A 12,729-nucleotide genomic window follows, 5' to 3' on the forward strand; every position below is an offset into this window, starting at 1 on the left:
GGGCGGCCGGCCCGCCGCTAGAAGGTGATCGACACCCCCTGGACGCGGTGGTTGTCGTTGAGCCCGCCGGTGGCGCCCGTGAAGCCGACCAGGACGCCGGCCGGAACGGTCACCGTGGTGTCGATCGCCGCCCGGCCGTCCACGGTGACCTGGACGCGGCCGCCGGTGACCTGCACGTCCACGGTGTGGGTGCCGGTGCGCAGATCGCCGATGTTGGTCGCGGTGGCGGCGTAGACGAGCGCGTCGCCCTGGCCGCCGGTGGCCAGGGCGACGAAGTTGGCCGAGGGGTCGTTGGCGTTCTTGGACGTGTCCAGGGTGACGGCGAGGCCGTGCAGTCCGGAGTAGCCGAGCCCGCCGCCGCCACCGCCGAGCGCGTGCGGTGTCTCGTGGGCCGCGTCGAGCAGGACGAAGGCCAGGCCGTCCGCCCCCGAGCCGCCGCCGATGACGGCCGTGAAGTGGGCGCGCAGGTTCGCGGGGGGCACGGCCATGTCGCACAGCGCGGATCCGGTCTGGTTGTTGATGGCCTCGGTGAGCACGATGTCGGTGCCGGAGAGCACGGCCGTGCCGTTGAACGTCCAGTCGTCCGCGCTCGGCGGGGCGACGCTGCCGCTGGTGACTCCGGTGCCGGTGAAGGAGACGGTCTGCATGCCCTGGCCGTCGTCGCCGGTGAGCAGGAAGTGACCGGAGGCCTGGCCGGCGGTGGTGGGGGTGAAGACCACCGTCTGGGTGACCTGCTGGTCGGGGCCGAGCTGCTGGCCCTCGGCGATCGGGTTGGGAGCGGAGAACGGCGCGGTTGGCGGCGCGGCCTTGGTCACGTTCAGCGTCACGTTGCCGGTGTTCTTGATGTCGAAGGTCCTGCTGAGCGAACCGCCGACCGGGACCTGGCCGAAGTCGACCGAAGTCGGCTTGATCGTCAGCTGCGGGGCGCCGACGACGGCCGTACCGGTGAGCGGGACAGTGACCGAGAGCCCGTCCGAGCCGGTGACGGTGAACTGCGAGCTGTCGCCGCCGGCCGGGCTCGGGACGGCCGGCGCGTAGGTGGCGGACACGGCGAGCGAGGTGCCCGGGGCGAGGCTGAAGCCGACCGGGGGCAGGCCGGCGACCGTGAACGGGGGCGATGACGACGTGGTGCCGCCGATCGTCTCGGGCGTGGTGCCGGTGTTGGTGACGATCACGCTGAGCGTCATCGAGGACTGGGTGGCCAGCTGGCCGAAGTCCAGCGACGGCGGTGACGCGGCGAAACCGGGCTGGGTGCCGGTGCCGTGCAGGTCGAGGCCCACCGTGCCGGCGACGCCGTTCGTCGTCACGGCGAAGGAGAGCGTCCCCGTCGCCCCACCGGGACCGGTCGGCGCGAAGCCGACCGGGACGGCCAGGGTGCCCCCGGTGTTCAGGGTGACCGGGAGGGCCGGGGGCTTGGCACTGAAGGGCGCGGCCGTGGTGATCGCCGTGACGGTCACGCCGCGCGCCGCGGTGACCGTCGTGGTGGCGTTGCCGGTGGCGCCCACCGCGACCTGCCCGAAGTCGACCGGAGTACCCGTCAGGGCGGCCTGGGACGGGCTGCCGAAGGCGATCAGCCGGCCGTCGCGGGTACCGACGTAGACCCGGCCCGAGCCGACGCCGACCTTGGCGAACTTCACGGCCGTCCCGATCGGCGCCGACCAGCGCAGCATCAGGACGCCGTTGACCGGCACCGCGTCGTACGCGCGCAGTTGCGCGTTGCTGCCGTCGGAACCCTTGGGGTCGGGGCAGACGACCCAGACCAGCGCCGAACCGGAGGTCATGCCGTCGGACGTCACGCTCGGCGAGCCCGGGTAGTGGCCGATCTCGGCGCTGCTGGTGCCCGCATTGGCCAGGACGGGCGTGCCGGTGCCGTCGACGCCGTACTTGAGCGCGCGGAGATGGCCGTCGTTCTCGGGGACGTACACGAAGCCGCCGTCACCGCCCCAGACCGCCAGGTGGCCCCAGACGCCGCGGAACGGCCCGGCCACGGACAGCGCCCCGTCCGAGCCGCCGGGCCCCTGGCCACGACCGCCCAGATCGTCCCGGTCGAGGAGGAAGACCCGGCCGTCCTTTCCGATCTGGACCAGCAGCTTCGGGTGGGCCGTGGTGCCGAACGGCGGCGAGGGCAGGGCCACCGGGCCGCCGGAGCCGAAGTCCTGGTCGTGCAGGTCCAGTTGGTCCGCGTTGCCGGGGCTGAAGAAGTCCACCGGGGTGAGCTGCCCGTTGCTGGACACGTGGATCACCGACTCGGCGAGGTGGCCGGGCGGCTGGTTGCCCGGGCCGGGCGCGGGCGAGATGCCGTTGCCGGTGGAGAAGAAGATCCGGCCGGGACCGTCCGAGACCAGGCCGCCGCCGCCCATCCAGACCCCGGACCTCGGCGTCTTGCCGCCCGTGTTCTGCGCGCACCACATGCGCAGCGCACCGGTCGCCGTCTTCACCCCGACCAGGTAGCCGAAGTACGTGTCCGCGTCGCAGTGCGCGCCGAACCCGGCGAACACCTCGCCGTCGAGCAGCAGCAGGCCGGTCCGCTGCTGCGCCGTGAACGGGTCGAACACGACGCCCGCGTTGTTCGGCGGGGAGCCCTGGATCTTCACCGGCCAGTTCGGCGGCTCGTTGCCGGTCGCCACGTCCAGGCTGTGCAGGAACCACTGCACGCTCTTGCCGTGCGGGTCGCCGTCGACGTTGACCTTGGCGGTGAGGTAGACCCGCCCCGACGAGGGGTCGAACACCGGGGTGGAGGTCACGCCGATGTTGGGGACCAGGTCGCCGCAGCCGATCGCGGCGGCCGGCCAGGTGGGGCCGAGGGACTTGGACCAGAGAATCGCGCCGGTGACGGCGTGGATGCCGTAGACCTTGTTGTTCTCGGTCGCCACCACCACGGTGGACCCGATGACCAGCGGCTGGGTGTAGACCTGCCCGTCCACGGCCGTCGAGAACAGCTGGCCGAAGTCGGCGGCACTCACCTGGCTGGGCGCCAGCTGCGGCTGGGCCGAGTCCCAGCCGGTCCGCATCGGATTGAACGAGACGGTCGGATCCTGGGCGATCACATTCGGCGTCATGGTGCGCTTCCTTCTCCGTTTCGAGCGAGTGCTGGGGCGGTGTGACGGTCGGCGCGGTTCACAGCCGCAGCTCCAGGCCGTCAGCGGCGACTTCCACGCCCTCGGCGGCGAGTTCCTTGTGCTGGTCCGAGTCCGGGTCGGTCAGCGGGTTGGTGTTGTTGAGGTGCGTGTAGAGGCGCCGCGCGCCAGGGTGCGGGCGCAGCCGCCGCAAGGTGCCGTCCGGCCCGGCGATCGGCAGGTGGCCGAAGGCGCGGGCGGTGCGGCGCTCGCCGGCGACGTGCTGCAGCTCCTCGTCGCTCCAGAACGTGCCGTCCAGGAGCAGGCAGTCGGCGCCGGCCAGGAACGCGTCGAAGCCGTCCGGCCAGTCGGCGAGCGAGGGCGCGTAGACCGCGCAGGCTCCGGTCCGGGTGTCCGTGAAGCGGTAGGCGACGGCCCACGGGCCGGGCGCGTCGACGTGGGCGGCGTAGCGGGGCCGCTTGTCGCTCACCGGGAAGGCGGCGACCGTCAGCCCGCCGTCCTCGCTGCCGCCGAGCCGGAGCTGCCGGTCGAGCGGGTGCCAGCGGGAGGTGCCGTAGCGGGCCAGCAGGCCGCGCAGCGGGAAGACCTCGCCGAGGCTGTGCCAGACCGGTGGCGGGGCGTGGATGTCCAGCTCGGCGCCCTCGCGCAGAGCGAGCAGGCCGGCGGTGTGGTCGAGTTCGCCGTCGGTCAGCAGGACCCCGCGCAGCGGCGTGCCGCGGGTGCCGTCCGGCGGGGCCAGCTCGGGTGCGGCGAGCAGCTGGACGCGGAGGTCGGGCGAGGCGTTCACCAGGTACCAGGCGTCGTCGGAGGCGCTGACGGCGAGGCATTCCTGCGTCCGCCAGGCTCCCGGGCCGGCCGCGCGGGCCCGGGCGCAGGTCGGGCAGGCGCAGTTCCACTGCGGCAGGCCGCCGCCGGCGGCGGTGCCGAGTACGCGTAGCCGCATGGCTTCCCTCCTTCGCGGTTCAGGCGCCGCGTGGCACCAGCGGTGGGGTGGGGTCCGGCTCGCTGCCTCGGACCAGCCCGGTGACCAGCGCGTGGTGCGGCGAGAGCCGGCAGACCGGGTCGGTGGCGGCCGCGTCCCCCGTCAGCTGGAAGGCCTGGCAGCGGCAACCGCCGTGGTCGAGCTCCTTGCGTTCGCAGCTGCGACAGGGTTCGGGCATCCAGTCCGTGCCGCGGAAGCGGGTGAACGCCGGCGAGTCGAACCAGATGTCCGCCAGCGGGCGGTCGCGCACACTCAGCACGCCGAGCCCCGGGATCTGCGCGGCGGCCGGGCAGGGCAGCACGTCACCGTTCGGCGCGACGGTGAGCTGACGGCCGGCCCAGCCGTTCATGCAGGGCTTGGGCCAGCTCTCGTGGTAGTCCGACACGACATAGACGATCTGCATGCGGTGTGCCAGGCGCTCGCGGGCCGCCGTCACCGCGGCCTCGGCCGCCGCCAGTTGGGCAGCGGTCGGCAGCAGCGCCGCGCGGTTGCGCAGCGCCCAGCCGTAGAACTGGGTGTTCGCCAGCTCCAGGCGGTCCGCGCCGAGCTCCGACGCCAGGTCGATCAGAGCGGGGATCCGGTCGACATTGCGCCGGTGCAGCACGACATTGACCGTCAGGGCCAGGCCGGCGGCCCCGACCAGAGCGGCGGCGGCCAGCTTGCGCGCGTGCACGGGCCGGCCCGCCAGCTCGTCCGCCGGAGCCGCCGTCGCGTCCTGGAAGCTGAGCTGCACATGATCGAGGCCCGCGGCGGCCAGCTCGGTCAGCCGGGCCCGGGAGAGTGCCTGCCCACCGGTGATCAGGCTGGTGTACAGGCCCAGCCCGCGGGCGTGCGCCACCAGCGCGGGCAGGTCGCGCCGGAGCAGCGGCTCGCCACCCGACAGGTGCACCTGGAGCACGCCCAGGGCCCGCGCCTCGGCGAGGACCCGCCGCCACTCGGCCGGGCTCAGCTCGTCGGCGTACGCGTCGAGCGCGACCGGGTTGGAGCAGTAGGCGCAGCGCAGCGGGCAGCGGTAGGTCAGTTCGGCGAGCAGGCCGTACGGGCGGGCGGCGGGTCGGTCAGTGTTCTGACGTTCGGGCTTCTCGGGAAGGGGCTCGGGTGTCTCGGGAGGGGGCTCGGGCGTTGCGGGAAGGGCCGGGCCGGCTGCGAGCAGGTGCTGGTCGGCCAGCGAGGCGAGGAAGGACCGCACCTCGGCTGGTCGCACCCCGGCGTACTCCCGTTCCAGTGCGGCGAGGATCGCCGTCGTGCCGGTGGCGCCGTCGCAGCGTGCGAGCACGGCGGCGGCCGTCTCGCCGAGCACCAGCACGCCGTCCGGATGCAGCAGTACCGGCACGGACCGCACCCGGTCGTGGCCGAGCCGGACGCCCCGGCGCAGGCGCCAGGGGCCCTCCGCCGCCGTGGTCACCCGTCAGCCCGCCGCGGTCGCGTGCTCGATGGCGTCGAGCATCGACCAGAGGACGTCGCACTTGAAGGAGAGCGCGGCCAGCGCCGCGTCCTGCTGCTCACGGCTCGTGCAGTACTCGGTGACCAGGCCCAGTGCGTGGGCCGAGTCGGCGTCGGCCACGGCCGGACGCTGCTCGAAGTACCGGAGGCCGGCGGGCTCCACCCATCCGTAGTGGGTGCGCAGGGCGGTGAGCCGCTCGCGCATCAGGCCCGGCGAGAACAGTTCGGTGAGCGAGGCGGCGACGGCCTCGATCCACGGGCGGGTGCGCGCGAAGTTCACGTAGGCGTCCGTGGCGAAGCGCACGCCCGGCAGGACATGACGCTCGTCCAGCACCTCGTCCCGGCTGAGCCCGGCGGCCTCGGCGAGGGCGAGCCAGTCGACGTTTCCGCCCTGGCCGGGCGCGGTGCCGTCCTGGTCCGCGAGGCGCTTGACCCAGCGGCGGCGGACCTCCGGGACGGGGCAGTTGGCGATCACCGCCGCGTCCTTCTGGGGCAGCCACTTCTGGTAGTACCAGCGGTTGGCGATCCAGGATCGCAACTCCGCCTCGCTCAGCCCGCCTTGGTGCAGCCTGAGATGGAACGGGTGGTTGTGCCAGTACCTCTCGGAGTGCGCGTGCAGGGCCGCGGTGAACTCCGGGACGGTGCGCGGTGTCCGGTCGTCCGTCATGGCTGCCCGCTACCGTCGGCCCGCGTAGGCCGTGACCTCGGGCGCGAGCTCGATGCTCTGCGCGGTCGGTGGCGACCAGGACCGCCGCAGGTCTGCGCGGGGCGGTGGCTCGGACGGTGCCGCGGGTGCGGGGCCGGCCGGGTCGGCGGGCGGGGGAGCGGTGGTGGTGGCGGCGTTCGACTGGTTCGTCATGGAGCACCCCGGAGGTGATCACGAGGGGATGTACACGGTCGGTTTCCAGGATCGATCCGCACCCGCCTCCGCGCAATCGGTCCGCGGGGCGGGGCCCGCTGGCAGGGGACGTACCCTGGGCGCATGGCAGAGCAGCAGTCGGAGAGTGCCGGGCAGGTCTGCGAGGTGTCCGCCGACCCGGAGCAGGCGCGCCGCGGGTTGCTGGCCGGCGGGCCCGGTGAGCGTGCCACGTGCGTGCTGTGCGGTGAGGAGACCGAGTACCCGGCCGAGACGCCAGGATCCACGCTGTGTCCGGTCTGCACCTGGCAGCAGGCCCAGCGGGCCGCGTGCTCCGGCTGATGATCCATCAGACAATCGGTCCATGACCGTTTTCGCGCCGAGCGCCGGGCCCGTCGGCGGCCTGCTGGAACGTCCGCACGCCACGCTCGCCTTCGAGGTGGCCGGGCCGGCGGACGGCCCGCTCGCCGTGCACGCGCACGGCTCGCTCTCCAGCCGGGCCCACGAGAGGCGCGCCGGCCTGTTCGACTGGACGCCGCTCACCGCGACGCACCGGCTGGCCCGGTACGACGCGCGCGGCCACGGGTACTCGACGGGGCGCGCCGTCGCCGAGGACTTCGGCTACCCCGCGCTCGCCCAGGACCTGCTCGCGCTCTGCGACCACCTCTCGCCGGACGCACCCGTCACCGGGCTCGGGGCGTCCATGGGCACCGCGACCGTCCTGTGGGCCGCGCTCGCCCGCCCCGAACGGTTCGACCGCCTGGTGCTGGCCATCCCCGCCGTCGCCTGGGCGGCCCGCGACCCGCGACGGGCCGGACTGCGAGCCGCCGCCGCCCTGGTGGAACGGCGCGGCACGGGCACGCTCGGAGCAGCCGCGAAGATCGGCGGGCCGCCCGCGGTGCTCGCCGAAGTCCCGCAGTACGCCACCGAGTTCGACGCCGCCGAGCACCTCGTCCCGTCCGTCCTCCGCGCCGCCGCCGAAGCCGACCTGCCCACCCCCGACCGCCTCCGCGACCTCCCCCACCCCACCCTGATCCTCACCTGGCCCACCGACCCCATCCACCCGACCGCCACCGCGACCGCCCTCGCCGCCCACCTCCCCGACGCCCGCCTCCACACGGCCACGACCTTGGCGGACATCAGGAGTTGGGGCCGAGTGGCGGCGGACTTCCTGGCAGGCGGCGAGCCTTCGTAGCGGCAGGTGTTCGGCTACTGGATGAGCGGGTCGGCGGCACCGGCGCAACGCGTCAGGTGTCGTCGCGGGTGGTGTGGTGGGTGGTGGAGCCGTGGCGGTGTTTGCGGATGAGGAGTTGGGCGGGGATGCGGGTGCGGAGGTCGGCCACGTGGCTGACGATGCCTACGGCGCGGTCGCGTTCGCGGAGGGAGTCGAGGACGTCCATGACTTCTTCGAGGGTGTTTTCGTCGAGGGTGCCGAAGCCCTCGTCGATGAAGAGAGTGTCGAGGGGCATGCCGCCGGCCTCGTCGGTGACGACGTCGGCGAGGCCGAGGGCGAGGGCGAGGGAGGCGAAGAAGGATTCGCCGCCGGAGAGGGTGGCGGTGTCGCGTTCGCGGCCGGTCCAGGCGTCGACGACGTGGAGGGAGAGGCCGGAGCGCTTGTTGCCGGAGACCAGGCCGTCGCTGTGGACCAGGGTGTAGCGGCCGCCGGACATTTTGAGGAGGCGCTGGCTGGCGGCGGCGGCGACCTGTTCGAGGCGGGCGGCCAGGACGTAGGACTCCAGGCGCATGCGCAGGGAGTTCTCGGCGGGGGCGCCCGCGAGCAGGGCGGCGAGGCGGCTGATCCGGGCGTAGGCGTCGAGGACGGGGGCGAAGGCGTCGGCGAGGGCGGTCAGGTCGGCGGTGATCCGGGCCAGGGCGGTGACCCGGGCGGTGGCGGTGCCGTGTGCGGTGTCGGCGGTGCGCAGGACGGCCGTGGCGTGTTCCTCGGCGGCGTGTGCGGATGCGGCGTCCGCGGGCGGGAGTTCGGCGGCCGCGCGCAGGTCGGGGTCGGCGAGGCGGGCTGCGGCCTGTTCCAGGGCGGCGTCCAGTTGCTCGAACCGCCGTTGCAGGGCGTCGCGTTGGTGGGCGGGGAGTTCGGCGGCGGCGAGTGCGGGCAGGTCGGTGAAGCCCGCGTCGGCGGCCGCCTGTTCGAGGGCGTCGGTGGCCTCGGCGAGGCGGCGGGTGGTTTCGGTGGTGGTGCGGGCGGCGTCGAGGACGGCGGTGACGGCGGCGGCGAGGGCGTCCACCGCGGTGGCGCGGGCCGCGACGGACGGGGCGTCGCCGCGGGCGGCGGCGATCCGGCCGGCCAGCGCGTCGAGTGCGGCCGTGACGGCGCCGAGCCGGTCGGCGAGGACGGCTCCGCGCTCGCCCGCCTGGCGCAGCCGCTCGTGGCGGGCCTTGCGCTCGTGCTCGAGTCGTTCGACCTGCTGGCCCAGGGGGACCAGTCGTTCCGCGGTGTGCAGTGCGGTGCGGCGAGAAGAGTTCAACTCTTCGAGGGTGAGGGAGAGTTCGGCGACCGAGCGGCCGCCGGAAGCGGTTTCGGCGGCCGCGGTGTCGGCCTGCAGGGTGCTCAACCGGCGCTTGGCGGCGTCGAGTTCGCCCTCCGCCGCGTGCTGGGCGGCGCGGGCGCGCTGCTCGTCGGCGGCGGTGACCTGGTCGGCTGAGGGGCGGGCCGGGTTCGGGTGTTCCGGCGAGCCGCACACCCGGCAGGGTTCGCCGGCGGCCAGCTGGGCGGCCAACTCGGCGGCCATGCCCGCGAGTCGGCGTTCCTGGAGGTCCAGGGTGCGGGACCGGGCGTCCAGCGCGGCGCCCGTCAGGGCGTGCACCTCCGCCTCGGTGGCGGTGAGTGAGGAAAGGAGTCGGTGGTGGCGGTGAGCAGCGCCCTGACGGAGCGTCAGATCGGCGTGCTGGGCGTCGAGTTGGGCGAGCAGGGTGTGGGCGTCGCGGGCCGCGTCGAGGTCGGCGTTCAGCTGCTTCAGCTGGTCGTCGAAGCCGGACAGCCAGTCCTGCGACTCCTCCGCCAGGTCGTCCGCCTTTTTCTGCTCGGCGGCCAACTCGCCGCGCTCGACCAGTAGTTGGGCGTGTCGCTGCTCGTCGGCGCGGGCCCCGGACAGGCGGGCCGCCTCGGTGTGCAGGGCGCGTTCGGCGGCGGCGAGCGGGAGGTCGCCGAGCAGCTGGGCGGCCCAGGGGGCGGCGGACCGGGTGTTGAGTGTGGCGGTGTGCGTGGACTCGGTGGCGGTGGCGGCGGTGTGGGCGGCCAGCGCGCTGCGGTGCAGGGAGCGCAGGGGGGCCAGGGTCTCGGCGGCCAGCGCGAGCCGCAGGCGGGACCGGTCGGCGGCCGACTCCTGGGCGGTGGCGGTGAGTTGGAGATGCTTGTCGAGCGCGGAGTGGTAGTTGTGCTGGCGGTCCGCCAAGGTGCGCTGGGCGTCCAGGTGCGCGCGGGCCCGGGTGCGGGCGGACTCGGCGGCCTCCAGCGCGAGCGCCGTCGCGGTGACGCGTTCGGCGGCCGTGCCGCGCAGCATCGCCGCCCAGGCCAGCACGTCCGAGGCGGAGGCGTTCTCGTCGGGCCGGTGCGCGGCGGCGTCCTCCGCGAGCGGACCGGCGGCCTCCTCGGCGCGGGCCGCCAGGTCGCGCAGCCTCTGCCGGCCGGCCTGCACCTCGTGCTCCTGGCGCAGGCGGCGCTCCGCCGCCCAGCGTTCCAACTGCTCGAACCGGCTGGTGTCGAACAACTTGCCCAGCAACTCGGCGCGCTGCTTGGAGTCCGCGCGCAGGAACCGCGCGAAGTCGCCCTGCGGCAGCAGTACCACCTGGCAGAACTGGTCCCGGTTCATGCCGAGCAGCCGGGTCAGCTCCTCGCCGGCCTCCTGGTGCGACTTGCTGACCGCGACCCAGCCGGGCTCGCCCTCGCCGGCGTCCGCGGCCCACTCGCGCAGCAGCGTCTGCGCCTTGTCCTGCGTGAAGCCCGCACCGCGCTTCTTCGGGCGGAGCTGCTCCGGGCTGCGGGTGATCTCCAGCCGGCGCCCGCCGAGCGTCGCCTCCAGCACCACCTCGGTGCGGCGCCCCTGGTCGGCGTGGTCGCTGCGCACGCCGTTGCTCTTGCGCGAGCCCGGCAGTTCGCCGTACAGCGCGTAGCAGACCGCGTCCAGCACACTGCTCTTGCCCGCGCCGGTCGCCCCGCGCAGCAGGAACAGGCCGGACGCGGTGAGCCGGTCGAAGTCGATCCGCTCCGTGGACGCGAACGGGCCGAACGCGGTGACGGTGAGCTGGTGCAGCCTCATCGGGCGCTCCCCTTCGAGAGGTTCATCGGCCGTTCTCCTCGGCCCGGCCGGCGGCCGTGCGGCGCACCGACTCCAGGCCCTCCAGCAGCCAGGACTGCTCGGTGTCGTCCAACTCCCGCCCCGGGCGGACATGGGCGACGAAACCCTCCACCACCTCCTGGTCGCTGCGCCCGCTGACCCGCTGCGCGTACGACTGCGCCGCGGCCTGCTCGCCTCCCTCGGGATCGAACAGCAACTGCAGGGTGTGCGGGAAGCGGACCCGCAGCCGCTCCATCGGATCGACCGGGCGCACCGGGTCGGTCAGGGTGGCCTGCACCCAGGCGTCGCGGGCCCAGTCGTGCTCGTCGGCGGTGAGCAGATCGTCCAGGCGGCCGCGCAGTTGGGCCAGCGGCCGGGGCTGCGGGCAGAAGATCCGGGTGGCTTCGACGGCGCCCTCGGCGTCCAGGTCGACCAGCCACATCGACTTGCGGTGGTTCGTCTCGGAGAACGAATAGGCGAGCGGGGAGCCCGAGTAGCGCAGGTGCGGAGCGAGGGTCTGGCTGCCGTGCAGGTGCCCGAGGGCCACGTAGTGCACGCCGTCGAACACCCCGGACGGCACCGACTGCACGCCGCCCACCGCGATGTCGCGCTCACTGTCGCTCGGCTCGCCGCCCGTCACGAACGCGTGGGCCAGCACCACGGCCCGGGTGCCCGCAGGGCGCGCGGCGAGGTCGGCCCGGACGGCGTCCATCGCCGCCGCCAGCACCTGCTCGTGCCCGCCCTTCGCCAGCCCCAGCCGCTCCCGCACCAACGCCGGTTCCAGGTACGGCAGCCCGTACACCGCCACCGGCCCGTGCTCGTCGTCCAGCAGCACCGGCTCGGCGAGCGCGCCCGGATCGGTGCGCAGGTGTATGCCAGCCCGCTCGATCAGGCGGGACGCGACACCGAGACGGCGCGCGGAATCGTGGTTGCCGCTGATGAAGACGGTCGGGATGTTCCGTTCGGCCAGCCGCCACAGCACGTCGTCGAACAGCGCGACGGCCTCCAGACCCGGCAGCGCGCGGTCGTACACGTCACCCGCCACCAGCACCGCGTCCACCCGCTCGGCGACGGCGGTGGCCACCAGGTGGTCGAGGAACGCGCGCTGCGCCTCGTGCAGGTTCTCGCGGTGGAAGGAACGGCCAAGGTGCCAGTCCGAGGTGTGCAGCAGCCTCACGTCGAAGCTCCCCGCAGCATGTCTGTCACTCCTCGTCGCTTTCATCTGGTCGGGCCGGTACCGAGTATCACAGGTACGGGTGACAGGCCGGGAGCGGAGAGGCGGCGGAGGCCGATGGGACAGGTGGGACGGTGACCCGACCGGCGGCCGGGGCTGTTCATCGGTCGGGTGTTCGGGGAAGATCATCAGGTGGCGAGGGTGGCCGCCCGGAGTGCGGAGGGAGTGGCATGGGCATCGAGTACAGCCCGGAGATCTCCGAACTGCTCGGGCGGGTCCGGCGCCGACCGAATGCCGGGTGGCCCTGGCACGCGGGGATCGCGGTACCGGAGGGGCTGCCGGTGAAGCAGTCCTGGGGCTGGCTGTTCGCCCCCGACGGCCGGGTGCTCACGCTGGTCAACCCGCGGGACGGGATCGTCAGCCTCCCCGGTGGCTCGCTGGAGACGGAGGACGCCGGCGACCCGGGCGCCGCGCTGGCCCGCGAGGCGGGGGAGGAGGCTCAGGCCCGGATCGGCCCGCCGCTGTACCTCGGCTACCTGTACGACCGGGTCGGCTCGGCGAACGGCGGCCACGAGTGCGCGCGTGTGCGGATGGCCGCGGCGCTGCACGGCGCGGGCCCGTCCGCACCCGATCCGGCGTCCGGCCGCCACTACCGACGGCTGCTCGTCGCCCCCGGGCTGGCGGTCGAACTCCTCGGCTGGGGAACCCCCGGCCTGTACCAGGCCCGGGCGGCGGTGGCGGCGGCGGTCGCGGTGCTGGGGGTTCCGGCGTCGGCGAACGAGACGATCGAGGAACTGCCGCTCGAGGGCTGCCGGTTGCGCTGAGCCGGGTGCTCGATGTTTCAGCGTTGACAGTCATCAATTGATTGATGACTGTCGGGCGGCGCAAGTCGGGTGCTCCGCGCT

General features: G+C 74.1%; 10 protein-coding genes. 3 read left to right on the forward strand and 7 right to left on the reverse strand.

Features of this window, described 5'->3' with window-relative positions:
- Positions 1 to 17: 17 nt before the first annotated feature.
- Genes ACFYST_RS03760 through ACFYST_RS03780 form a run of 5 tightly spaced genes read right to left on the reverse strand, consistent with a single transcriptional unit; the run spans position 18 to position 6,361 of the window.
- Positions 18 to 3,059, reverse strand: a complete 3,042-nt coding sequence (locus ACFYST_RS03760) for a choice-of-anchor D domain-containing protein (protein ID WP_387859603.1) — start codon at positions 3,057 to 3,059, stop codon at positions 18 to 20.
- Between the two features lie 58 nt (positions 3,060 to 3,117).
- On the reverse strand, positions 3,118 to 4,020 hold the full coding sequence (gene pqqB, locus ACFYST_RS03765) for a pyrroloquinoline quinone biosynthesis protein PqqB (RefSeq protein ID WP_387859604.1): 903 nt from the start codon (positions 4,018 to 4,020) through the stop codon (positions 3,118 to 3,120).
- Between the two features lie 19 nt (positions 4,021 to 4,039).
- Positions 4,040 to 5,464: a pyrroloquinoline quinone biosynthesis protein PqqE gene (gene pqqE, locus ACFYST_RS03770; RefSeq protein WP_387859605.1), complete on the reverse strand. Its 1,425-nt coding sequence runs from the start codon at positions 5,462 to 5,464 to the stop codon at positions 4,040 to 4,042.
- 3 nt (positions 5,465 to 5,467) lie between these two features.
- Positions 5,468 to 6,169, reverse strand: coding sequence for a pyrroloquinoline-quinone synthase PqqC (pqqC, locus tag ACFYST_RS03775; protein ID WP_387634798.1), 702 nt, complete (start codon positions 6,167 to 6,169; stop codon positions 5,468 to 5,470).
- A gap of 9 nt (positions 6,170 to 6,178) precedes the next feature.
- Complete coding sequence (locus tag ACFYST_RS03780) at positions 6,179 to 6,361, reverse strand: hypothetical protein (RefSeq protein ID WP_387859607.1); 183 nt, start codon at positions 6,359 to 6,361, stop codon at positions 6,179 to 6,181.
- 123 nt (positions 6,362 to 6,484) lie between these two features.
- On the opposite strand from ACFYST_RS03780, the gene ACFYST_RS03785 reads away from it, so the two are divergent.
- Positions 6,485 to 6,700, forward strand: a complete 216-nt coding sequence (locus ACFYST_RS03785; RefSeq protein WP_387634793.1) for a hypothetical protein — start codon at positions 6,485 to 6,487, stop codon at positions 6,698 to 6,700.
- A 22-nt stretch (positions 6,701 to 6,722) separates the two neighbouring features.
- Positions 6,723 to 7,553 carry an alpha/beta fold hydrolase gene (locus ACFYST_RS03790; protein WP_387859609.1) on the forward strand — a complete coding sequence of 277 codons (831 nt, stop codon included), beginning with the start codon at positions 6,723 to 6,725 and terminating at the stop codon, positions 7,551 to 7,553.
- A gap of 52 nt (positions 7,554 to 7,605) precedes the next feature.
- On the opposite strand, the gene ACFYST_RS03795 is transcribed toward ACFYST_RS03790, so the two are convergent.
- The gene (locus ACFYST_RS03795; protein WP_387859610.1) at positions 7,606 to 10,632 is read right to left on the reverse strand and encodes an AAA family ATPase; all 3,027 of its coding nucleotides are present in this window, start codon (positions 10,630 to 10,632) and stop codon (positions 7,606 to 7,608) included.
- Between the two features lie 22 nt (positions 10,633 to 10,654).
- On the reverse strand, positions 10,655 to 11,827 hold the full coding sequence (locus ACFYST_RS03800) for an exonuclease SbcCD subunit D (RefSeq protein ID WP_387859612.1): 1,173 nt from the start codon (positions 11,825 to 11,827) through the stop codon (positions 10,655 to 10,657).
- A 227-nt stretch (positions 11,828 to 12,054) separates the two neighbouring features.
- On the opposite strand from ACFYST_RS03800, the gene ACFYST_RS03805 reads away from it, so the two are divergent.
- On the forward strand, positions 12,055 to 12,648 hold the full coding sequence (locus tag ACFYST_RS03805) for a hypothetical protein (protein WP_387859613.1): 594 nt from the start codon (positions 12,055 to 12,057) through the stop codon (positions 12,646 to 12,648).
- Positions 12,649 to 12,729 lie beyond the last annotated feature (81 nt).

Source organism: Kitasatospora sp. NPDC004614 (assembly GCF_042873675.1).
Lineage (GTDB): Bacteria > Actinomycetota > Actinomycetes > Streptomycetales > Streptomycetaceae > Kitasatospora.

Bases quoted from the DNA above. Each gene is read 5' to 3' on its own strand.
- pqqC (WP_387634798.1), bottom strand. From the start codon at position 6,169: ATGACGGACGACCGGACACCGCGCACCGTCCCGGAGTTCACCGCGGCC.
- ACFYST_RS03805 (WP_387859613.1), top strand. From the start codon at position 12,055: ATGGGCATCGAGTACAGCCCGGAGATCTCCGAACTGCTCGGGCGGGTC.
- pqqB (WP_387859604.1), bottom strand. From the start codon at position 4,020: ATGCGGCTACGCGTACTCGGCACCGCCGCCGGCGGCGGCCTGCCGCAG.
- ACFYST_RS03795 (WP_387859610.1), bottom strand. From the start codon at position 10,632: ATGAGGCTGCACCAGCTCACCGTCACCGCGTTCGGCCCGTTCGCGTCC.
- ACFYST_RS03760 (WP_387859603.1), bottom strand. From the start codon at position 3,059: ATGACGCCGAATGTGATCGCCCAGGATCCGACCGTCTCGTTCAATCCG.
- ACFYST_RS03780 (WP_387859607.1), bottom strand. From the start codon at position 6,361: ATGACGAACCAGTCGAACGCCGCCACCACCACCGCTCCCCCGCCCGCC.
- ACFYST_RS03790 (WP_387859609.1), top strand. From the start codon at position 6,723: ATGACCGTTTTCGCGCCGAGCGCCGGGCCCGTCGGCGGCCTGCTGGAA.
- ACFYST_RS03785 (WP_387634793.1), top strand. From the start codon at position 6,485: ATGGCAGAGCAGCAGTCGGAGAGTGCCGGGCAGGTCTGCGAGGTGTCC.